This window comes from Halobacteriovorax marinus SJ (assembly GCF_000210915.2).
Lineage (GTDB): Bacteria > Bdellovibrionota > Bacteriovoracia > Bacteriovoracales > Bacteriovoracaceae > Halobacteriovorax > Halobacteriovorax marinus.
Genome location: NC_016620.1, coordinates 2,952,273 through 2,972,761, shown reverse-complemented (window position 1 = coordinate 2,972,761; position 20,489 = coordinate 2,952,273). Strand labels below are relative to the sequence as shown.

Sequence of the window (20,489 nt, the reverse complement as noted above, 5' to 3'; positions counted from 1 at the left end):
CTTAGGCCCCGCTACTGCGGGGCTTTTTTATTAATAGCCTTTGAGTTGGCGTATTCCTTCAAATGCTGCACTAGTCGCTATACTGGCAAGATTGAGTGATCTTATTTCTTTATTGAGGATTGGAAAGCATACTTGTCTATTTGAAAACTTTGCAAGTAGGTCTTTGGGAAGTCCAACACTTTCACTTCCAAATATAAGATATGATCCTTCAGTGATAGTCGTTTCAAAAATGGTCTCTTCTGCGCTCTTTGTGAAGAAAAATAATTCCTCTTCTTTAGGCTTCTCAGACTCTAGAAAGTGATCAAAGTCTCTGTACTCAGATATTTTAATCGAATCCCAGTAATCCAGTCCCGCTCTTCTAACGGCTTTTTCTGAGATATCAAAGCCAAGTGGATGAATAAGTATGAGCTCTAGATTTAGGGCCGCACATGTTCTACCAATAGAGCCAGTATTACCTGGTATCTCTGGAGCATTTAAAACAATTTTAAAAAGAGGTTTTTGCATAAGAGAGAGATTGGCGCCCAACTATGTGAGCGCCAAATGTATTAAGAGTTCTTTAAGAAATCTACAAGTGTTCTTACGATAAGTCCTGAAGCACCTTTAGTTGGACAATAAGCTTTGTGACCTTGGCTATCACCAATTCCGGCAATATCAAGGTGGGCCCAAGGGATACCATCCCTTACAAAGTTCGATAGGAATGCTGCAGCCTTCGATGAACCACCAAAGCTTGATCCACCAATATTTTTAAGGTCTGCAACTGGTGATTTCATATCTTCATGGAATTCCTTAATGATAGGGAGTTGCCACATGTACTCATCAGTATTCTTAGCTGACTTTAATAGACTGTCAGTTAGTTTTTGATCAGTTCCCATTACACCACAAACCTGGTTACCAAGAGAAACAAGTACTGCTCCTGTTAGTGTTGCAGAGTCAATAATAGCGTCTGGCTTTTGATCACAAGCATAGTCTAGGCAGTCTGCTAGAACTAGTCTTCCTTCAGCATCTGTATTTAGGATTTCAACTGATAGTCCGTTTCTTGCTTTTACGATTGCATCTGGCATTGTTGCAAACTCGTTAACCGCATTATCAGTCATACCTAGAATACATGTTACTTTTACATTTAATCCAAGTTTTGCAACTGCTCTAAATGCAGAGTAAACAGTCGCTGATCCGGCCATATCAAATTTCATATTAACCATTGATCCACTTGGCTTAAGAGAGTATCCACCAGTATCAAAAACAAGTCCTTTTCCAACTAGTGCAATGTGCTTAGTTTTCTTAGTCATTTTTGCTGGAGTATAAGTTAAGTGAACAAGTTGTGGCTCGAATCCAGAACCAGAGTTAACTGAAAGAAATAATCCCATTTTTTCTTTCTTTAATTCTGCTTTACCTAGAACTTTAGTTTTAACACCTTTAGTTCCTTTGATATCAGCAAGAACTTCTTTGGCGTATGTTGTACTTCTTAGAATGTTTGGTGCTTCGTTAACAAAGTTTCTACCAACATTAATAGACTCAGTAACTACAAGAGTGTCATCAAGAGTCTTTTGTAGTTTCTTAAGACCAGTCTTCTTTGCAGCAGAGTCAAAAGTAATTTCTTTTAATTTTGCTGGTGACTTCTTTACGAAGTGACGATCAAATTTATAGTCAGCAAGAGATAGTCCTTCGGCCATAGCATTTAAACTTTCTTCGGCCTTATTCTTTAATGTGAATCCATCAAATTGAACGGCAACTTCTTTGTGCTTAGATGCGATTGACTTATAGATCTTTGCTGCAGAATTTCTTAGTGCCTCAAAGTCCATAGATTTCTTTTCACCAAGACCGTAAGCAAGAATAGTTGTTCCATTTTCAAGGTGAAAAGTGAAAGTACTATCTAGTGATCCTGTAAAATCAGCAGATGTTTTAATATTTTCAAAAGCTGTTTTAAGTTCTTTTGACCAGTGAGTATTAACAATGGCCTTTGACTCTTTAGTTTTCCCTTTTGCTTCAACAGTCTTTTCAAAGGCAGAAACTAGCACTAGGCTATCGCTTGAAAAGTCCTTCGCTCCAAGATTGAGAGTATACTTCATGGAAATCTCCTTTATATTGTTCGACCCGTAGGGTCATTAGTTGTGAAATAAATCTTCGCGAGTTAAACTATCATGATCATATTAGAATGCCAAAATTGAAGAAGGTTATTAGGATATATGCTTAAACTTACTCAGCGCTACTTAGCTGTAAATTTTATTGCTCCGTTTACGATGAGTTTATTCTTCTTCGTGGCCTTTTTACTCACATTCCAGTTATTTCGCATTATTAAAATTGTCATTAGTAAGGGTGTTGAGTGGAGCTTGGTCTTTGAGCTAATGGGTCACATCGCCATTTCATTTATTCCTATGGCCGTTCCTCTCTCATGTCTATTTGCTACAATTTATACGCTTAATAAATTGAGTGATGACTCTGAGATAGTTGCTATGCGCTCATTTGGAATGACCAAATCTAAACTATTTCTACCATTTCTAATTTCAGCTCTCTTTATCGGTGCTTGTATATATTCCTTAAATAATAAGGTTATACCAGCTTCAAAAACCCAATTTAAAAATACGATTATCAGACTAACTTCTAGGGGAGTTTTAACTGATATTAAAGAAGGACAATTCTTTACAGAAGTTGCTGGAGTGACTCTCTTTGCTGATACCGTTATTGATAAGGGAAGAAAGATGTACAACGTCTTTATTCAGCAAGAGGGGAAAGGAAATTTATTGGAGCAGGTTGTTACAGCAAAAGAAGGTGCTCTAATAAAAATCAAAAATGAAGAGTGGTCTATTCCTAGTGTACGCCTTCATTTAACTGATGGAACGATTGTTAAAAGATTTAAAGACACAAATAAAGATTTAGAGAAAATTCTCTTTAAAGAGTATGACTTTCCGCTTGCCTCAGGTGGTGCTGTAAATAACTTTGTGACTAAAGATGGAATGAGAACCAATGCCGAGCTTAGATCAGAAATTAAGAAAGCAACGGCCCTGGCAGTGAAGAAGAAGCTCTCAAGAAAAGATAGAGAGAGATCAATGGCCAAGACAAAATTGGAATTGTGGTCAAGAATTAATACTCCACTACTTTGCTTTGTTTTTATTCTAATTGGTTTCTCACTTGGAATTAAACACGGTAGGGGAAAGAGCAAAAACTCTTCTGGAAGAGCGCTCTTTGTCTTATTAGGATATTACTCACTTTTCTTCTTAGGTGTAAGCTTTGCGAGAAAAGGTATTGTTCCAGCTTACGTAGTTGTCTTTGCACCGACCATTATTCTTGCTTCCATCGGTGCATACTTCTATAAGAAATTAGATTGGGCTAGTTAAGAGATTCTTCATACTCAGATGAAGTAATAACTTGACCTGGTTTTGGATAGATAAAAAGAGGTAGCTTATAGTCTTTTGCATTTTCCTGAGGAAAGACAAGAGACTTAACACCTGATCTTGAAGAGATTTTTAATGCCTTATTATTTAAAAAGATTCTAGCTACATTTACATTTCCAAGGAAAATGCGAACAATATCTCCTCTTATTAAGAGAGTTCTTCCTTGATGGAGAACAAACTTCTTTATATCGTCATTATCTGACTTATAAGTAATCCATGTATCTCCATCAACAGCATTGATAAAGATATTTTGCTTTCCATCAATTTTTGCAGCTTTAATATTCTCAGGTAAGTGAGTGTAGAAAGATTCTTCACTCGTCTCTGTGTATAGTGGCATCGGAATCGCTCTTAGAGTAATCTTCTTCTCTTCTTTCTTTGATTCCTCTTCTTTAACTTCTTCTTTTTTCTTTTCTTCAGTTTTCTGATCTTCTACAACTTTCTTCTCTGCAGCTTCAACCTTTTTTTCTGGCTTGGTCTCTTCTTCAGCAACAGGTTGCTCATCGTCAGTTTGTTCTGCAGCTTCTTCTTCAACAACAGGATCACTATCTTCTGTTAGTGGAGTTTTCTCTGATAACTCTTGAGGCTTAACGTCTACAAGTGGTGTTTGTACGACTTCTTTCTCAATTGTTTCTTCTGTAGCGGCTACTTCTTCGCCTGGCTTTGTATTTGTATTATTAATAACAATGGCAAATAAAATAATAAGTGCAACAAAGACACCTGCAATCGTTAAGTACTGAGAAGGAATTTCCTTTGAAGGAGTCGCTTCTACTGGTGGATTTGTTGGGGGAGCACCTTCAAGTGAAGTTGGTGCAGTTTTAGCAATGGTGTGCTCTGTACTGCCATAGGCTTCATTTAAAAGCTTTAAGCACTCCGCTTCATCAAGTCCAATTGTTTTTGAATAACTTTTTACAAAGCCTATTACATAGGCCTTGCTTGGAAGCTTGTCGAAATTATTATTTTCAATACTTTCTAAGATTGTTACAGAAATTTTTGTATGTTGAGAAATCACTTTCAAAGAGAGAGTCTTCTCTTCTCTTGCAGCTTTGAGGTACTCGCCAATAGTCATTCTTATAGGAGTCTCTGTTCCAGCTGGGTTTTCAGTATTAGTCATTTCTTCACTACTCTGTTCTGTATTCATAGGCCTTAATTAAAAAGATGGACTATCAAATTGATTAGTACTTTTTAAGTTATTTGGAAGAACAGTCTCTTTAGCTTGTTTTTCCAAAATTTGTTCACTATTAATCTTTTTTAATTTTAAGTGAGCTAGAGTTGAATATCTAGTAGAGGAAAAACGTTCTATAACCTCTTGAAATTTTTCTTTTGCCTGAGCGTAGTTCTCAAGCTGTAATTGTGTAATTGCCTGCATATAAATAGGCTCTGGGTTTTCGTAACATACGCCTTTCGATGCTTCTTTAAACCATTTGAGGGCAGAGTTATATCTATACTCACCGAGGTAGAGCTTCCCTAGTTCATAGCTGGCAGGGCAGTAGTCTTGGTTTTGAGTATTGGCCATTAAGAAATTCTCCTTGGCCTTGTCTTTCTCGCCTTTAATTAAGTAAATCAGTCCAATATTGTAATGAGTTCTATATTGGTGTCTGTAAGTCAGGTTGCTTAGGACCTCTTGATAACTTTTTAGAGATTTGTCGTACTCTTTATTTTTGAAATAGAGAGAACCAATATTATTAAGCGCATCTGAGTTTTTGCTATCAATATCTAAACTTTCTTCGAGATATTTAAATGCAGTCTTAGTTTGACCTAGAAAGTAGTAACTCATTCCCAAATTATTCAAGATCTTTGTATCTTTTGGATCTATTTCATAAGCTTGCTTTAGATATTTAAGAGCTTCACGGTAGTCTTTTTGTAAAAGTTTTGAAGTTCCGTGAGAATAGAATAATTCAGCTTTCTTTTGCTCAGGTGTTTTTGTGAGTTTGTCTCTTGTGGCACAAGATGTAAGTGCGAAAAGAGTGATAAAAAGAAGTGAATTAAATTTGAGTTTCATCTATGCTCCATTAAAAAGACTTCTATGTCTTAGTTATGAATAATTGTACTTCTTTGGAAATGTTAAATCAACCAAATCGCAATGTAGAAAAGGTCTCAAAGTGTCTTGTACCTGGAAATAAATCAAAGGTTGTAAGATTCTCAATTGAAAAATCTCCTTCAATGGATTTTATATCTCTGATAGCGGATGAGGGCTCGCAATTGATCATAAAAATAAAAGAAGGTTTTAATTTTTGTATGAGTTCGTTGATATTTTTGAGGCCAGATCTAGGCGGATCTAAAATAATGGCAATATCTTTTCCTGAGCATCTAGATTGTAATTTATCTATTGCTCCTTCCTTGTACAGATTGATCTGCTCAAAACTTTGGTGAGGTCGATAATTCATCTCAGTTGGCGGAAAGCCGTCTACAACGTAAGTTTCGTATTCTTCTAGGTTGTAACTTAGGTTACCTGCACCACCAAAGAGGTCAAGAAGTGTTATTCCGGCAGGAATATATTGGCGCACTTGTTCTTCAAGGTGAGAGAGCATCTTTTGATTCATCTCCTCATTGACTTGTGTAAATCCTCCCTCTGAGTATCTTTTATTGATTGAGATTTGAACCTTATCCCCAAGCTTGTAGAGCTCTATATGACCAGTATTTTTCTCGTCTCTCACTAGATTCTTCCAGTTATTTGCAGTGTAGAGCTCTTTAAGCGAGGCCGATATCTCATCATTTGCAACTAAACAATTTGCAACCTCTCTTATTTCATTTCTAAGAGAGTCAATAAATCCTAGTTTTGATAACTTCTTGTCATAGTGAAGTTGAATCCTATTGCGATAGTGAAATCTTTTGCTGGCAGAAATAAGTGGGATATCTTGATCATATTGGTCAAGATATTGGAACATCCTTTGAATTACAGAAGTTTTTAATTCTAGCTCATCTTCGTATTTTACATGGAGGTAGTGACAACCTGAGCAATGCCAAAAGTGTTCACATTCTGGCTGAATCCTTAGTGGTGAAGGGCTATGAAGGTCTGCACTATTTAATCTTGAGAAAATAAGTCTGCCTTTCTTCTTCGATTTAATGATCTCTATCTCTCCAGATTCTCCTGGTAATGACTTCTCAATAAAACATACTTGATCCTGAGTTTTACTGATTCCTTGACCAAGAGGGTCAATGTGATCAATAGTGAATTCTATTTTCTTCATAATATCCAACGGGTAAAAAGTAACTTATAAAAGGATTTCGCTTTTAGTATTATCATAGTCTTATGGGAAAAATATCGCAAAAATTACCATTTCTTTTAGAATTCATTTTTAACGGGTTATTTATTTTTCTCTACTCGTTAAGATCTATTAAGAAATTGCCTGAAAATTGGAGTCCAGAATTTATAGATTCTGTCATCCAGAACTGCGCCTATATTGTCCCTGTTATATTGTTAATAAATGTAGTTAATAATTTTAAAAACTCAAAGGGCCTAGAAGACTTCTTGCGCAGATATATTTTCTCAATGGTCGTCTTCGTTCCTCTTCTTATTACTTGGGGGGATGTTGAGTTTGCCTTTTGGCTGGCATCGGCACATTTGCTCTCATCAATTCTTGCACTCTATGATGATGTAAATGATGTGAAAGTACAAAGAGGGAGGCAGGAGCAAAACCTCTTTCAAGGACTCAGGCTCAGACCTGCGCAGATGGTTCTCTTCTCATTTATAGGTGTTATCTTTTTAGGAACTTTCTTATTAATGCTTCCTGTTTCTTCGGCCGATGGAAATAGTATATCCTTTGTCGATGGCCTATTTATGGCGACCTCGGCGACATGTGTAACAGGACTTAGTACGCTCTCTGTTCAGGACAATCTCTCTGTCTTTGGACAAGTTGTTCTACTTGTTCTTATTCAAATCGGTGGTCTCTCAATTATGACTCTCTATTCTTCAATGGCTATTCTCCTAGGGAGATCAATGAGGATGAAAGATAGAATTATTATGCAGGATCTTTTAGACGTTTCATCTCTAGAAGAGCTCTTTGCGATGATCATAAATATTATAAAGTATACATTTCTCATTGAGCTTTGGGGGGGGATTGTCTTAACAATTGCCTTCACATTTGAAGGCTTTGAGTTTGGTAAGGCCATCTATTATGGATTCTTCCATAGTATCTCTGCATTTTGTAATGCTGGCTTTAGTTTATTTAACAACTCACTTGAGAGCTATGCGGCTTCACCTTTAATTAATGGAACGATTGCGATTTTAATTATTCTTGGTGGACTAGGATTTATTGTTTTAAAAGAATTAGCAGAGGTGATCACTAAGGGGAAGAAGCTCGTAAGACTTGGGTTACACTCAAAAATTGTTCTGGTTACAACTATTGTCTTAACGGTTGCGGGAACACTTTTTATATTCTTTGGAGAGTTTTTAAATTCCCTCGATTCATATACTTTGTGGGAAAAGATGCAGATATCATTCTTCCAGTCAGTGACTTTGAGAACGGCAGGATTTAATACTATACCACTTACAAATTTACATAAGTATACGATCTATATGATGACTTTATTTATGTTCATCGGGGGAAGTCCGGGCTCGACAGCTGGTGGTGTTAAGACGACAACTCTCGCAATTTTATTTTACTCAATTAAGTCTACGCTTAAGGGCGATAAGAAGGTTACTGTTCTAGATAGAAAGATTCCTGCTCCGGTGGTTGTAAGAGCGACGGCTCTTATGTTTATTTCAATTTTAATAACGAGTTCTTTTATATTGATATTAATGAAGTTAGAACCAGAGCAGTCGTTTCTGCCGATTTTCTTTGAGGTCATTAGTGCTTCAGGGACGGTTGGGCTGACTCTGGGAATTACCCCTTATCTTTCTATGGTGGGGAAAATTGCTGTTTCATTATTAATGTTAATTGGGAGAATTGGTCCCCTGACTCTCATCCTTGCCATTGGTCAAAGAAATAGAGATAAAGGGAAGTTTGACTACCCTGATGGTAGAATAATGATTGGTTAATTTTATATTAAATAAGGAAGTATTATGATTGTTGCTGTCATTGGACTGGGAACATTTGGAGCAAAAACTGCGGTGAGGCTTTTTGAAAAAGGTGCTGAGGTTATTGCTATTGATAAAAATGACGAGCTCGTCGACAAGATTAAAGACAGGGTGACTCACGCAGTATCTTTAGATGTTACAGAGGAGAGATCTCTTCGTTCTGTTAATATTTCTGATGTTGATGTTGCTGTTGTAGCCATCGGTGATCATATTGAAATGAGTATTCTCGCAGTGACAATGCTTAGAAGACTCGGGGTTGGTAGAGTAATTGCTCGTGCTACTTCGACATTGCATGAGCACGTTCTTCAAGAAATTGGAGCTTCGGAAATTATAAAAGTTGAAGAAGAGATGGGAGAGATTATAGCCTCTAAGATTGTCGCTCCTCACGTTATGCAGAGATATAACTTCTCTGCAGGTTACTCAATTGTAGAATTAAAATTAGGTAAGAAGTTTGAAGGTAAGACTATTGTTGAGAGTAAGATCAGACAAAGTTACAACTTAAACGTTGTCGCTCTTCAAAAGAAAATTCCATATATTGCAGAAGATGGTAAATCTGCATATCGAGTTGAGATAAATGACTGTCCAATGCCAATGGACGTAATTGAATCTGATGACATTATTGTTCTTGTAGGAAGTGAGAAGAACTTCAACAAGCTTTTTGCAGATTTAGTGGAGGGATAGAGTGAATTTATCGCTTAAAAATAGAGTTGCAGCTAGTTTTATAATCGCCTGCTTTGTTGTTTTAGTTGTCGGTTTTACTGTTTTCTTTCATTTGAATTCTTTAAATAAAGAAATTGAATCTATTACAGTGAAGTCCAATAGAGTTTCTCTCTTAACTGATGAGATTCGAATTTCGGCGGTTTCGATTCTCAAGTATCAAAGAAGAATTCTTTCTAAAAAAGCTTCACCAGAGTTAGTAGAAAAGTTAGTTAATCTCTGTGATAGCTTTACCTCACAGCTTCAAACTCTAGACTCTCTTTACCGAGACCCAGATGTTAAGAGGGTTGTGGCGCAAATGCAGTCCTATGTAGATTCTCTAAAAGTTGTACTTGGAAAAGCATCTCTTTTTCATCGAGATAATATCGGGATGGCCTCAATTGGAGATCTGGCAGATAAGATTCTAGATTCCTTTAGTGAGTTTCAAGATATTCAATATTTTCAATCAGTAGAAAGAGATAAGAAGATAAAGAAAATTATTAATGAAACAAAGAGAAATATGATGATCACATTGATCATTAGTTTTCTTGGAACAATTATTTTAGGTCTTGTGGTTCCAGGAAAAATTGCTCTTCCATTTAAAAAGATTAAAGATGCCATTAGGGAGCTACAGGATTGTAACTTTGACGTCTCAATCTATTACTCACAAGATGATGAGATTGGTGAAATTGCAAGAGAGATGAATAAGATGATTCACTCCTTCAAGGTATTTGAGGAACTTCGAACGGATCGAATCTCTCTTGAAAATAGAAAGTTTGACGCCCTTGCAAACCTTGTTAAAAAACCTGTTCTGCTGGCAAATGCAAATAATCAAATTATTTATATGAACTCTAGACTTTATTCTCTACTTCAAGTTCAGTCTGAGGATGTTATTGGTAAAACAATGAGTGACACGCTTATTCCAGAGTCAATTATTACCACTTATCAATTGGCCATCAAGAGAAGAAGTAAGATTGAAAATGCTGATATTGTTATTCCTAAGAAGAAGGCAAAAGAGTCCGATAGCGAAGTCGATCCTGTTCAAGTAAGTGAAGATGAATCTACTAAATTAGAGAATGGTGAAGTAGAAGTGGAAGAGAATATATTTAGTGGTTACGGGAACGTGATTCCTATTAGAGGGAAGGAAAGTTCAATGGACTATTACTTAATGGTTCTTTCCGCGGATGTTCACGTATAAATTCAGGCTCTTAATGCGTAACGCATCGGGGGGAGTATAATTTTACTTTTTCTCCTCCCAAGTCTTTTTAAATGCCTAAAAATTGGTTAAGATATGGTGTTTTAAGATTACCATATAGACTAAGTAGGCAAGAAAATAATGGATCAAAAATTCATCAGAAACTTTTCAATTATCGCACATATTGATCACGGTAAATCAACTCTGGCAGATAGACTTTTAGACGAAACTAAAACGATTACTGCTCGTGAGAAAAAAGATCGTCTCTTAGATAATATGGATCTTGAAAAAGAGCGTGGGATTACAATTAAAGCGCAAACAGTAAGACTTAAATATCAAGCGGAAGATGGGAATACATACTTCCTTAATCTCATCGATACTCCGGGGCACGTTGATTTTTCTTATGAGGTTTCTCGCTCTCTTGCCTCTTGTGATGGAGCGCTACTAGTAGTTGATGCCTCCCAAGGTGTTGAGGCGCAAACTCTGGCCAACGTTTATATGGCCATGGAAAACGATCTGGAAATCGTTCCCGTTTTAAATAAGATTGATCTTCCACACGCAGATGTAGATAAAGTAAAACAAGAAATAGAAGATATTGTTGGTATCGATGCAATGGATGCGGATGAAGTTTCGGCCAAATCTGGAATCGGAATGGGGAAACTTCTAGAGACAATTATCGAGAAAATTCCTTCTCCAACAGGTAGTCCCGATAACGATTTACAGGCCCTTATTTTTGATTCTTGGTTTGATCCATATCAAGGTGTAGTGGTTCTTGTTAGAGTCATGGAAGGTAAGCTTAAGAAGAAAGATAAGGTTTATCTCAAGCACTCAGACCAAGAGTATGAAGTGTTAAAAATGGGAGTTAATACTCCTTTCTTTGAAGAAGTTACTGAGCTTGGCGCCGGTGAAGTTGGGATGCTTATCTGTGGAATTAAAGCTGTGCGCGATGTGAAGATCGGCGATACAGTTGTACACGCTAAGAAGAAAGACACGCCAAATTTACCTGGATATTCAGAAGTTAAGCCGATGGTTTTCTGTGGGATTTTTCCAGTTGAATCTGTTGACTATGAAAATTTAAAAGAGGCCTTAGAGAAGTTAGCTCTAAACGATTCATCATTTACCTATGAGCCTGAAACATCGGGTGCACTTGGTTTTGGGTTTAGATGTGGATTCTTAGGCCTTCTACACATGAATATTATTCAAGAAAGACTTGAGAGAGAATTTGAATTAAATTTAATTTCAACTGCTCCTTCTGTGTCTTATACAGTTCAACTTAATGACGGTGGTCAGATCGATGTAGAAAATCCAGCGGACCTTCCTGAGCCAGGAGAGTTTGAGTCTATCTCTGAGCCATACGTTAAAATCTCTATCCACGTTCCAAATGAATTTGTAGGAAGAATTATTAAGTTATGTGAAGAGAGAAGAGGGATTCAAACTGATCTTAATTATATTACAGAAGATAGAGTTCAAATCTCATATGATCTCCCACTTAGTGAAATGGTCTTTGACTTTTACGATAAGCTAAAGGGGATGTCTAAAGGGTATGCCTCTATGGATTACGAGTTTAAAGGCTACGAGCCTTCGAGCTTAGTAAAGGTTGATATCTTACTTAATGGTGAGAAAGTTGATGCTCTTTCTTTGATCTGTCACAGAGACAATGCCTATAGCAAAGGTAAGGTCTTAGTTGAGAGACTGAGAAAAATTATTGATAGACAGCAATTTGATATTGCTATTCAAGCTGCTATTGGAGCAAAGATTATCTCTAGAGAAACAGTGAAGGCATTACGTAAGAATGTACTAGCGAAATGTTATGGTGGGGATATCTCTAGAAAGAGAAAACTTCTTGAAAAGCAAAAAGCTGGTAAGAAGAGAATGAAGATGGTTGGTAGTGTAGAAATTCCACAAGAAGCCTTCCTCGCAGTATTGAAGGTTGATGATTAGATGATTGAAGTTGTAATGGAGCATTTAAATAATGCTCTAAAAATATATAGTAATGGAAACCACTACGATACGATGTTAGAGGCTAAGAATCTCTACTTCTCAATGACTGGACAAATCTTTGAAGAAGATGAGGACTACGAGAGTAGAATGTCTGCCTTTAATGATTGGTATCTATTACAATATGTATCCGAAGATGGTTGTCCAATTTGGAATTATGTATCTGAAAATTCTGTTGAAGAAAAAGTTTCTAAGGCCTTAAAGACAATCAAGCATTCTATATATGAGTATCAAGGTCGCAACCTACGTAGACAACACGTTCTAAAAGATATTGTACACAATAGAAAAATTGTCCTCTCTAAAAGGGCCATCATTCCTTCACTTATAAAGAATGATCTCTTTATCGGAAGAGTTATTGAGACAGAAGGAGAGTACTATACTCTCTCTGGATTATGCCTACTTCCTGGTGATGTGAAAAATGTTCTTAAAAAAGAGGGAAAGAAGGTTCGCTCTCTAAATGACGTTAAGAAAGAAATGGAATTTCTACTTAAAGTTGAGAATTTAAAGACAAAGTGGGTTCGCTACGGTCACTTAGATGCGAAATCTATTTTCGTTTTTAATTAAGCTTCACTATGTTCAAATTCATCCGCTTCTTTAATTGAGTGCTTCTTACTTAATAGGTAAGGAATTGCTCCCAGTAGATTAGTCGCAACAGTAATGACAAAGAAGAGGTTGAAAAGTGAAGCTCCACCATTGATATTTACAAGCTTAAATAGTTTTTCAAAAATAACATGTCCCACTCCAAGTCCTGCTGGAGAGATTGGGATTGCAGTCGAAATCATACCAATTGGAATAAAAGTAAAGAGTTGACCAACTGGTACTTTGATATCGATAAAAGGCTCCGTTACTAGCCAGAAGCAGAAAATATTTCCAAATTGAAGTACACAACTGATGGCCACTCCAAAAAGTACGGTACTCTTACTTTTTCCGATTGACCAAACTTGTTCAAAAGTTGTCGCTATTTTACTTCCTAGTAATGGAATCTTCTGAGAGATTTTAAGAATCATCTCTTGCAGTCTTTGCGGTAGAAAGAGAGAAGCTAAGAAGACCAAACTTCCTAAAAAGAGTAATCCATTAAATGGAAGAAGTGCTTTCATTTTAGGAGAAATAGTAATCATTTCTTCGTAGTTTAGAATTGTGAAAATCCCTGTCAGAAAAATCAAACCAACAAGGCCCAGAATTCTATCAATAAAAGCAGTCATGATTAAAAATGTCTTAGGTAGAGACTTATCTAAATCTCTCGCATAGAGAAGCTTGATGAGATCTCCTGTTACTGCTCCTGGTAGGAAAGTATTAAAGAATTGTCCAATCCAGTTTAGTGACATTAATTTTAGGGGAGGGAGTTTTTCTTTAGACTTAGTCTTTAGTAGGGCCCTCCATCTAAAACTTGCAAGATTGATCTGAATAACCATGAAAATAATGGCATAAATCCAGTTGTTAGACTCACTGATAAGTCGCTTCACGAGAGAAAAGTCTAGTTTTCCACTACTTATTAACCAACCAATGAGTAGTGCTGCGACGAGAAATTTTGCCAATGTCTTTATCATTATGTACCTGAGTCTTGCGGTGCAAAGAATTTGTCTTTTCCCTCTATATTTAATGAATTTAGTGCTATTGTAAAGGGCTTTGAATTTTAATAAGGAATGGAATTATGAAAGTTTCAGTCATTGGTACTGGATATGTAGGTTTAGTTAGTGGAACATGTTTTGCCGAAATCGGTCACGATGTAACATGTATTGATATTGACCCGAAGAAAATTCAAATTTTGGAAGATGGTAAGTCTCCAATCTATGAGCCAGGTCTAGAAGAATTACTACAAAGAAATATTAAATCGAATAGATTAAAGTTTTCAACGAGCTACGACTCTGTAAAGACGGCAAAGTCTATCTTTTTAGCTGTTGGAACTCCATCAAGTGATGATGGTTCAGCCAATCTTAATTACTTAAAAGATGCGGCACTTTGTGTTGCTAAGGAAATGAGTGACGGTGCAATCATTGTAATCAAATCAACTGTTCCTGTAGGGACTTGTGAAATGATTAGAGACCTTGTTTCAAAAAATACAGATAAAAAGTTTCACATCGTAAATAACCCAGAATTTTTAAAAGAAGGGACTGCGGTTGATGACTTTATGAGACCTGATAGAGTTGTTATTGGACACTCTGATCAATTTGCTGCTGATGCAATGAGTGAACTCTATGCTCCACTAGTTCGTCAGGGGAATCCTATCTATATGATGTCTAATCTCTCTGCAGAGATGACGAAGTATGCAGCCAATTGTTTCTTGGCCACAAAAATCTCTTTTATTAATGAAATTGCAAAACTCTGTGATCTTGCAGGTGCAGATATTAATGAGGTGAGAGAGGGAATTGGAAGTGATAGAAGAATTGGAAGTCACTTTCTTTATCCTGGTCCAGGTTATGGGGGAAGTTGTTTTCCAAAAGACGTTAAGGCGCTCATGTATACAGCTAAAGAGAATGGGATGACTTTAAAAGTTGTTGAAGCAACTGAAGAAGTGAATGAAGAGCAGAAAAAGAGAATGTTTGAAAAGATCATGTCTTACTATGGAGATGTGAAAGGGAAGACATTTACTTTTTGGGGAGTTGCTTTTAAGGCCAATACGGATGACATTAGAGAGACTAGTGCGATTACTATGGCCAAAGAACTCGTTGCAGCTGGAGCAAAAGTAAATTACTACGATCCAGAGGCATCAGATAATTTTGAAAAATTGATGAGCTCTTTAGAGGGAATGTCAGAGGGAACAAAGAGATTTGATAATAAATACGATGCTCTTACAAATTCTGATGGTCTTGTGACTATGACTGAATGGAGAGAGTTTACGAGTCCAGATTTCGAAGAAATTAAAACAAGACTAAATAAAGCAGTCATCTTTGACAGTAGAAACCTTTATAAGACAGAGAAGGTTCTTGAGTCAGGGTTTGATTACTTTGCGATTGGAAAAAGGATCTCTAGATCATAATGAAAGTTGCTGTTTTACAAATGACATCAGTCTTGGACTACCAGGTCAATCTTCAAAAGATTGAAACTCTTTTAAAAGAGGTAGAGAATTCTGATGTCGAAGCAGTATTTCTTCCAGAGTGCTTCTATTCTATGTCTAATGGAAAAGAGCCAACTCCTTATCTCGTTGCTCCTGGAAATGAGCACTACAATAATATAAAGAATCTTGCCAAGAAGTATTCCGTGGCCCTTATCGGTGGAACTGCTGCCTCTATGATAGATGGAAAAGTTATGAATAGATGTTATAACTTTTCTGCCGATGGTGAAGACTTAGGGTTCTACGATAAAAATCATCTCTTCTCATGTAACTTTAAAAGAGATGGGGCAGTGAAGAAGATTGATGAGGGAGATATTTACACTCCTGGAAATGAATCGAAATTACTAAATTTCAAAGATACTCTAATTGGATTAGGTGTGTGTTTTGATCTTCGCTATAGTGAGATGGCCCTAGATTACAGAATGCGTGGAGCTAAAATCCTAACTTATTCTTCTGCTTTTACTGTACCAACTGGAAAAGCTCATTGGCACACTCTCTTGAGGGCGCGTGCAATTGAGAATCAGTGCTATGTTATTGCTTCTGCCCAGTGGGGACTTAATAATGAAGTCATCTCAACTTACGGTCACTCACTAATAGTAGATCCGTGGGGAGAGGTTTTAGTTGATGCTAAGGAAGGTGAAGGGATCTTTATTCAAGATTTAGACTTCGAAAGAATTGAAGCAGTTAGATCACAAGTGATAATGGGAAGATAGGTTTGGATTTAAAAATCTCTAAATCTTTCAATCAAAATGCCATTGCAACTCTCTATAAAAATAAACATGATTTAAAACTCGCCTTTCCAAGTGCGAAGTATCCAGTTGATATGAAAGACTGGCATGATTGGATTGAGAAAACTGAGTCCGAAAATTTCTCGCTCTTGTGGGAAAATAAAGATGGGTTTATTTCACACCTAGCAATTAAGAGCTTTAGAGAGAAGCCTGGAATTGTCTATCTCTGCTTCTTTATTATTGATGAAAAATATAGAGGTAAGGGTCTCTCTTCAAAAATATTAGATGACGCTTATAGATTTGTTAGAGAAGAGTTAAGTAAGAGTGAATTGTGGTTAGTTGTTGATCCAAAAAATAAAAAAGCCTTCAATATTTATTTAAATGAAGGCTTTAAGGTTATTGATGAGCGAGAAGCTGGGCTTCGAATGATGAAGCAATTATGAGAAGTAAGGTGAGTCACCTGATGCGTGATCAGTAAGATCTACAACTTCTTCAATTTCAGGGAAATTTTGTTTAACCATTCTTTCAATACCATCTTTGAGAGTGGCGCTTGAGCTAGAACATCCCTGGCATCCTCCACTTAGCTTAACAAAGAGTTTTCCATTATCTATATCGATAACCTCAACATTACCACCATGAGCTGCCAGAGCAGGTCTCACTTGTTCATCGAAGAGGTTTTCTATCTTTCTAATCATTATAATATCTCCAAATCTTATTCAGTCCTTTCTTTCTACTATTATAACAATTTAATGGCCATAGGCTTATAAAATTCCCAAAGTTAAGCTAATATTTAGCTATGAAAATACTAATCGTAGACGATGAAGTGGAAATCCTTGATATTCTTGAGGAATTGATAACTGATAAATATATGTGTGAAGTTGATAGGGCCTCTAATGGTCTAGATGCTTTTATTCTATGCCAGGAAAGTGAATATTCCTTTATTGTTACAGATCATAAAATGCCTTTTATGACTGGTGCAGCTTTAATATCTGGAATTCGAACTCGAAAGAATTTAAATATGAAGACGCCAATCTTGATGCTGACAGGTTTCTTAACGGATGAGCTCAAAGGAAGGGTTGATCTTGAAGATGTAGAGTTCATGTCAAAACCAATTCAGTTTAAAACATTCTTTGAATTAATCAGCTCTTATGTTTATAAGTATTAAACTCTAAACATTTCAAGTTGCCCAACACTTGTATAAATAGCGTGTTCAACTCTTAACGTTGAGTGGCTTATCTTTATTGGAGAGAATCCTGCCTCTTTAAGTTTTTCCTCTTCAGCTCTTGTCCATCCTCTCTCTGGACCAATCGCCAAAAGAGGCTCATCTCGCTCTCCGGGGCTTAGCTCTTTAAAGGTCTGTTCTGTATTTAAAGATAGGTAGAACTTATTCTTATGTGCTTTATATTGATCAAGGTTTAAGTAGTTCTTGAGAGAGAACTCAGGTAGTTCAAAGTATGTTTTGGACTGAGCAAGTCCGTCTATGAGGTAGCTCTTATAGTTTTCGTCTCTGTAAATGGAGGACTGGGAATAGCTCTTCTCTGAGAGTAGGGCCTTGAAGAGGTGAATTGATTTCGCTCCAAGAGTTGTAGAGTGCTCGAGCACTTTCTTAATTGTTTGTGGCCTGCTCAATCCGACTAAGAGATGAAACCACTGTGAAAGAGATTTGAGTTGCTCTTTAACTTTAATTTCGCAAGTGAGGTTATTTAACTTTATAATTTCTGCTTTATAAATTCCCTGACCAATAATGGTAATAGTGATGAGGTCACCCTCTTTTGAATCTAGATGGGTGTGTAGATGGCCCAGTCTTTTTTCATCAGAAAAGCTGATGCTGTCTTGATTAATTAATTCTTCTTTGAAAAAGCAAATACTGTTCATAGCTCAACTTGTGTCAATAATTTCGGTGACTTTGTGGATTTATCTTTAATCCTATTTGCAAAGTATAATATATGGACCGATCTATCAATATTCTTCCAATTATAAGTATAAAAAGCTCCTTCACGCTAATGCTAGCTCCTCCTGGTTGGGGGAAGACAACTCTAGTGCTAGATCTCTATGAGAAATTTAATGGAAGAATTATATTTGTCTCTCCGTTAAGGGCCCTAGCGGAGGAATTCGTGAATCGAGCAACGCATTTAAGAAATGTTCTGTCTTTAAGTGATAGAGAAGGATTAGAAGAAAAGCTAAAAAAATTTTCGACCAAGAAGAAGGGCTTATTAGTTTGTACCGCTGAGAGACTAGGAAGTGATCTTATAGAAAGATTTTCTAAGGAGAAGACTCTCTTTATTTTTGATGAATTTCATCTCTTCTATTATTGGGGTCAAAGCTTTAGACCACTGCTTTGGGAGAGAGCAATGGAAGTCTCAAATAATCAGGGAAGTATTCTGGGGCTAACTGCTACAATGGACGAGGAGATTTTAAAGTCTTGGAGTGAGGACTTCTCTCTTGGTGTAGAGGAGAGATTTCTTATTAATCTTGGCAATCAAAGATTATTTAATCATCCATCAGTGATTACAAATTATAATCTCGCCGGGAAAATGGTATTTCAAAGAAATTTTATAAATATTCTTAAGAAGCAAGAAAAAGGAACAATTCTTTACTTTTGTAGGTTTAGAACAGAAGTCGATATGTGGTTAGAGTTTTGTTTTAGACATAAGATTTCTGCAATTGGATGTGTAGGTGGAGAGGTTGAATCGTTTTTAAATAATCTTGAAAGCAATCCAAGGCCAAGGTGTATTTTCTCAACTTCGGCCCTAAGCCACGGAGTGAATCTTCCAATTATCTCCAAGGTTTTTCTAAGCTATGAAATAGAGAATAAAGACTTTTGGATACAGATGGTTGGACGAGGCGGACGCGATGGATCGTGTTACCATGTCTACGAAATGGAGAAAAAAGATTGGCGAGATATTAGATATTTATATCAAACTTTGATACTTTTAATTCGAGACTTCATTAGGTTTAGGTTTTTACTATGATGACAAAGGTAGAGGGCATCATCCTCTCAAAGACTCCTTATAAAGATAGACACTTAGTGTGTCGTGTTCTTCTTCGAAGTGGTGAGAAGATATCCGCCATTTTCTACGGAGGACAAGGTGGAGGAAATAAGAAGAAGAGTTCTTTCTTAGAATTAGGTCATCTTGTGAAAGTAGAACTTACTAGGGCCAAGCCTGGAGTAAGTATTTTCTCTGTGAAGGAATGGTCTCCTTCTTGGCATCATAAAAGTATTAGAGAAAATCACAAAGCGTTCTATTTATTATGTGCTTTTCTAGAAATTTCCGACAAGCTGGTTGTCGATGCAGATTTACATGAGGGCCACTATCAAGATTTAGTTGATAAAGATTCAATGTTTAAAGTTCTAAGTAATGCAATTTTTTATCTTGAAAAAAATACTTTAGAGAGAGACCAGTTCTCAGCTGATCTTTTTCACTTTGTATCAAAAACATTGATCGAGCAGGGAGTGTTCCCAGAGAGAAATAACTGTGTCTTAAGTGGAGTTTCTCTACATGAGTTATCACAATTAACTCTTATAGATGAGCACGGTGGATTTGCTGATACAACTTGCTTAAATCAAGATATGAGAGATGGACGCTTTAGCGCTGAAGAGGGGAAGATAATGTGGAATTTTCTCTGCCAAGTGGCCTTGAAGAAATATAGTGAGCTACAAGAGACTAAAGAGATTCCACTATCCTATTCAAATAGATTATTGGACTACTTATGTTTTCAAGTTCAAATGTCACGCAATGATTTTAAAACGCTGAGTTTATTATTTTAAACATTTAAATGATGAGAGTATCTTCTTAACTTCTTTTCCATGAGATTTATTTTGCTCCCATGTCATGAGTGTTGAGATATTAAAGAGTTCATTATTACAATTAAAGAAATATGACTTTTCTAAAAAGAGGTCATTTTTAATTGTATATGAGTAACCAATAGAATGAATTTCTGGGATATTCTTCCACTTTGAAATTCTATAGCCCGTAAAACGAACAACTTTCCCTTTATTTTTCTTTAACCACTTAAGTCTTCCATTTTTGTAGTTGTCTTCATTGTCTTGAAGATCTTTCTTATTAAATGAAAAATCTTTTATATTGGTGTTGTTAATTGAAACGACTGCTCTTCTTCCATTTAGAACCGGTCCAAAGAGAGTCAAAGGTGTATTTAGGAAGTTAAAAGCGTGCTGCCAACCTTTTGGGTAATGTAAATTTATTTTATTTTTACCAAGTGTAAAGTCTTTTTCTGTAGCGCTAGCAACTTGAAAAGTTAAGGAAAAAATTAAGATTAGAAGTATATTCTTATACTTACCGTTCTCTAATTTAATGTTGAATTTTCTTAGGTTTTTCAAAATATTTTTTTCCTCTTTTTTTCACATTATACTTCGGATTTTCTTTTAAAATAATTAAAGAATTCTTAATTTTTT

Annotated in this window: 21 protein-coding genes; 12 read left to right on the top strand and 9 right to left on the bottom strand. The window is 36.3% G+C overall.

Going from position 1 to position 20,489, the window contains the following annotated elements; genetic code table 11:
* Positions 1 to 30 precede the first annotated feature (30 nt).
* Positions 31 to 504 carry a tRNA (cytidine(34)-2'-O)-methyltransferase gene (locus BMS_RS14155; RefSeq protein WP_044558184.1) on the bottom strand — a complete coding sequence of 158 codons (474 nt, stop codon included), beginning with the start codon at positions 502 to 504 and terminating at the stop codon, positions 31 to 33.
* Between the two features lie 41 nt (positions 505 to 545).
* Positions 546 to 2,066 (bottom strand): leucyl aminopeptidase, encoded by a 1,521-nt coding sequence (locus BMS_RS14150; RefSeq protein ID WP_014245506.1) that lies wholly within the window; start codon positions 2,064 to 2,066, stop codon positions 546 to 548.
* Between the two features lie 117 nt (positions 2,067 to 2,183).
* On the opposite strand from BMS_RS14150, the gene BMS_RS14145 reads away from it, so the two are divergent.
* Positions 2,184 to 3,332 carry an LptF/LptG family permease gene (locus BMS_RS14145; protein ID WP_014245505.1) on the top strand — a complete coding sequence of 383 codons (1,149 nt, stop codon included), beginning with the start codon at positions 2,184 to 2,186 and terminating at the stop codon, positions 3,330 to 3,332.
* Here the strand turns inward: BMS_RS14145 and BMS_RS14140 are convergent.
* The 3 genes from BMS_RS14140 to BMS_RS14130 form a co-directional block, all read right to left on the bottom strand.
* Positions 3,325 to 4,527 carry a helix-turn-helix domain-containing protein gene (locus tag BMS_RS14140; RefSeq protein ID WP_014245504.1) on the bottom strand — a complete coding sequence of 401 codons (1,203 nt, stop codon included), beginning with the start codon at positions 4,525 to 4,527 and terminating at the stop codon, positions 3,325 to 3,327. The two genes, BMS_RS14145 and BMS_RS14140, sit on opposite strands and share 8 nt — an antisense overlap.
* A 9-nt stretch (positions 4,528 to 4,536) precedes the next feature.
* On the bottom strand, positions 4,537 to 5,388 hold the full coding sequence (locus BMS_RS14135) for a tetratricopeptide repeat protein (protein ID WP_014245503.1): 852 nt from the start codon (positions 5,386 to 5,388) through the stop codon (positions 4,537 to 4,539).
* A 67-nt stretch (positions 5,389 to 5,455) separates the two neighbouring features.
* Positions 5,456 to 6,577, bottom strand: coding sequence for a class I SAM-dependent RNA methyltransferase (locus BMS_RS14130; protein WP_044557652.1), 1,122 nt, complete (start codon positions 6,575 to 6,577; stop codon positions 5,456 to 5,458).
* A gap of 281 nt (positions 6,578 to 6,858) precedes the next feature.
* Here BMS_RS14130 and BMS_RS14125 point away from each other — a divergent pair, with 281 nt between their 5' ends.
* From BMS_RS14125 to BMS_RS14105, 5 genes are all read left to right on the top strand, one after another.
* Entirely contained in the window at positions 6,859 to 8,367 is a 1,509-nt protein-coding gene (locus BMS_RS14125) for a TrkH family potassium uptake protein (RefSeq protein WP_157868295.1), read from the top strand.
* A gap of 24 nt (positions 8,368 to 8,391) precedes the next feature.
* A complete protein-coding gene (locus BMS_RS14120; protein ID WP_014245500.1) occupies positions 8,392 to 9,087 on the top strand; it encodes a potassium channel family protein in 696 nt (231 codons plus the stop codon).
* A gap of 1 nt (position 9,088) precedes the next feature.
* Positions 9,089 to 10,300: a HAMP domain-containing protein gene (locus BMS_RS14115; RefSeq protein ID WP_014245499.1), complete on the top strand. Its 1,212-nt coding sequence runs from the start codon at positions 9,089 to 9,091 to the stop codon at positions 10,298 to 10,300.
* 138 nt (positions 10,301 to 10,438) lie between these two features.
* Entirely contained in the window at positions 10,439 to 12,238 is a 1,800-nt protein-coding gene (gene lepA, locus BMS_RS14110) for a translation elongation factor 4 (RefSeq protein WP_014245498.1), read from the top strand.
* Positions 12,239 to 12,859: a hypothetical protein gene (locus tag BMS_RS14105; protein WP_044557651.1), complete on the top strand. Its 621-nt coding sequence runs from the start codon at positions 12,239 to 12,241 to the stop codon at positions 12,857 to 12,859.
* On the opposite strand, the gene BMS_RS14100 is transcribed toward BMS_RS14105, so the two are convergent.
* Positions 12,856 to 13,842 carry a lysylphosphatidylglycerol synthase transmembrane domain-containing protein gene (locus BMS_RS14100; protein ID WP_014245496.1) on the bottom strand — a complete coding sequence of 329 codons (987 nt, stop codon included), beginning with the start codon at positions 13,840 to 13,842 and terminating at the stop codon, positions 12,856 to 12,858. The genes BMS_RS14105 and BMS_RS14100 overlap by 4 nt on opposite strands.
* A 104-nt stretch (positions 13,843 to 13,946) precedes the next feature.
* Between BMS_RS14100 and BMS_RS14095 the strand changes: the two genes are divergently transcribed.
* The 3 genes from BMS_RS14095 to BMS_RS14085 are packed head-to-tail and all read left to right on the top strand — an operon-like array spanning position 13,947 to position 16,518.
* Positions 13,947 to 15,272, top strand: a complete 1,326-nt coding sequence (locus BMS_RS14095) for a UDP-glucose dehydrogenase family protein (protein WP_014245495.1) — start codon at positions 13,947 to 13,949, stop codon at positions 15,270 to 15,272.
* A complete protein-coding gene (locus tag BMS_RS14090; RefSeq protein ID WP_014245494.1) occupies positions 15,272 to 16,060 on the top strand; it encodes a nitrilase-related carbon-nitrogen hydrolase in 789 nt (262 codons plus the stop codon). Before BMS_RS14095 ends, BMS_RS14090 begins: the two co-directional genes overlap by 1 nt.
* Positions 16,061 to 16,062: 2 nt before the next feature.
* Complete coding sequence (locus BMS_RS14085; protein WP_014245493.1) at positions 16,063 to 16,518, top strand: GNAT family N-acetyltransferase; 456 nt, start codon at positions 16,063 to 16,065, stop codon at positions 16,516 to 16,518.
* On the opposite strand, the gene BMS_RS14080 is transcribed toward BMS_RS14085, so the two are convergent.
* Complete coding sequence (locus BMS_RS14080; RefSeq protein WP_014245492.1) at positions 16,513 to 16,770, bottom strand: NifU family protein; 258 nt, start codon at positions 16,768 to 16,770, stop codon at positions 16,513 to 16,515. The genes BMS_RS14085 and BMS_RS14080 overlap by 6 nt on opposite strands.
* A 101-nt stretch (positions 16,771 to 16,871) precedes the next feature.
* On the opposite strand from BMS_RS14080, the gene BMS_RS17165 reads away from it, so the two are divergent.
* Positions 16,872 to 17,240, top strand: coding sequence for a response regulator (locus BMS_RS17165; RefSeq protein WP_052590711.1), 369 nt, complete (start codon positions 16,872 to 16,874; stop codon positions 17,238 to 17,240).
* Here the strand turns inward: BMS_RS17165 and BMS_RS14070 are convergent.
* Positions 17,237 to 17,950, bottom strand: a complete 714-nt coding sequence (locus BMS_RS14070) for an RsmE family RNA methyltransferase (RefSeq protein ID WP_014245491.1) — start codon at positions 17,948 to 17,950, stop codon at positions 17,237 to 17,239. The genes BMS_RS17165 and BMS_RS14070 overlap by 4 nt on opposite strands.
* 71 nt (positions 17,951 to 18,021) lie before the next feature.
* Here BMS_RS14070 and BMS_RS14065 point away from each other — a divergent pair, with 71 nt between their 5' ends.
* Complete coding sequence (locus tag BMS_RS14065) at positions 18,022 to 19,047, top strand: DEAD/DEAH box helicase (protein ID WP_044557650.1); 1,026 nt, start codon at positions 18,022 to 18,024, stop codon at positions 19,045 to 19,047.
* The gene (recO, locus tag BMS_RS14060; RefSeq protein ID WP_044557649.1) at positions 19,044 to 19,844 is read left to right on the top strand and encodes a DNA repair protein RecO; all 801 of its coding nucleotides are present in this window, start codon (positions 19,044 to 19,046) and stop codon (positions 19,842 to 19,844) included. The genes BMS_RS14065 and recO overlap by 4 nt, the downstream gene beginning before the upstream one ends.
* Here the strand turns inward: recO and BMS_RS14055 are convergent.
* Positions 19,836 to 20,414, bottom strand: a complete 579-nt coding sequence (locus BMS_RS14055) for a hypothetical protein (protein ID WP_014245490.1) — start codon at positions 20,412 to 20,414, stop codon at positions 19,836 to 19,838. The genes recO and BMS_RS14055 overlap by 9 nt on opposite strands.
* Positions 20,415 to 20,489 lie beyond the last annotated feature (75 nt).

Coding starts and splice junctions, on each gene's coding strand:
- BMS_RS14155 (WP_044558184.1), bottom strand. CDS start 504: ATGCAAAAACCTCTTTTTAAAATTGTTTTAAATGCTCCAGAGATACCA.
- BMS_RS14150 (WP_014245506.1), bottom strand. CDS start 2,066: ATGAAGTATACTCTCAATCTTGGAGCGAAGGACTTTTCAAGCGATAGC.
- BMS_RS14145 (WP_014245505.1), top strand. CDS start 2,184: ATGCTTAAACTTACTCAGCGCTACTTAGCTGTAAATTTTATTGCTCCG.
- BMS_RS14140 (WP_014245504.1), bottom strand. CDS start 4,527: ATGAATACAGAACAGAGTAGTGAAGAAATGACTAATACTGAAAACCCA.
- BMS_RS14135 (WP_014245503.1), bottom strand. CDS start 5,388: ATGAAACTCAAATTTAATTCACTTCTTTTTATCACTCTTTTCGCACTT.
- BMS_RS14130 (WP_044557652.1), bottom strand. CDS start 6,577: ATGAAGAAAATAGAATTCACTATTGATCACATTGACCCTCTTGGTCAA.
- BMS_RS14120 (WP_014245500.1), top strand. CDS start 8,392: ATGATTGTTGCTGTCATTGGACTGGGAACATTTGGAGCAAAAACTGCG.
- lepA (WP_014245498.1), top strand. CDS start 10,439: ATGGATCAAAAATTCATCAGAAACTTTTCAATTATCGCACATATTGAT.
- BMS_RS14105 (WP_044557651.1), top strand. CDS start 12,239: ATGATTGAAGTTGTAATGGAGCATTTAAATAATGCTCTAAAAATATAT.
- BMS_RS14100 (WP_014245496.1), bottom strand. CDS start 13,842: ATGATAAAGACATTGGCAAAATTTCTCGTCGCAGCACTACTCATTGGT.
- BMS_RS14095 (WP_014245495.1), top strand. CDS start 13,947: ATGAAAGTTTCAGTCATTGGTACTGGATATGTAGGTTTAGTTAGTGGA.
- BMS_RS14090 (WP_014245494.1), top strand. CDS start 15,272: ATGAAAGTTGCTGTTTTACAAATGACATCAGTCTTGGACTACCAGGTC.
- BMS_RS14080 (WP_014245492.1), bottom strand. CDS start 16,770: ATGATTAGAAAGATAGAAAACCTCTTCGATGAACAAGTGAGACCTGCT.
- BMS_RS17165 (WP_052590711.1), top strand. CDS start 16,872: ATGAAAATACTAATCGTAGACGATGAAGTGGAAATCCTTGATATTCTT.
- BMS_RS14070 (WP_014245491.1), bottom strand. CDS start 17,950: ATGAACAGTATTTGCTTTTTCAAAGAAGAATTAATTAATCAAGACAGC.
- BMS_RS14065 (WP_044557650.1), top strand. CDS start 18,022: ATGGACCGATCTATCAATATTCTTCCAATTATAAGTATAAAAAGCTCC.
- recO (WP_044557649.1), top strand. CDS start 19,044: ATGATGACAAAGGTAGAGGGCATCATCCTCTCAAAGACTCCTTATAAA.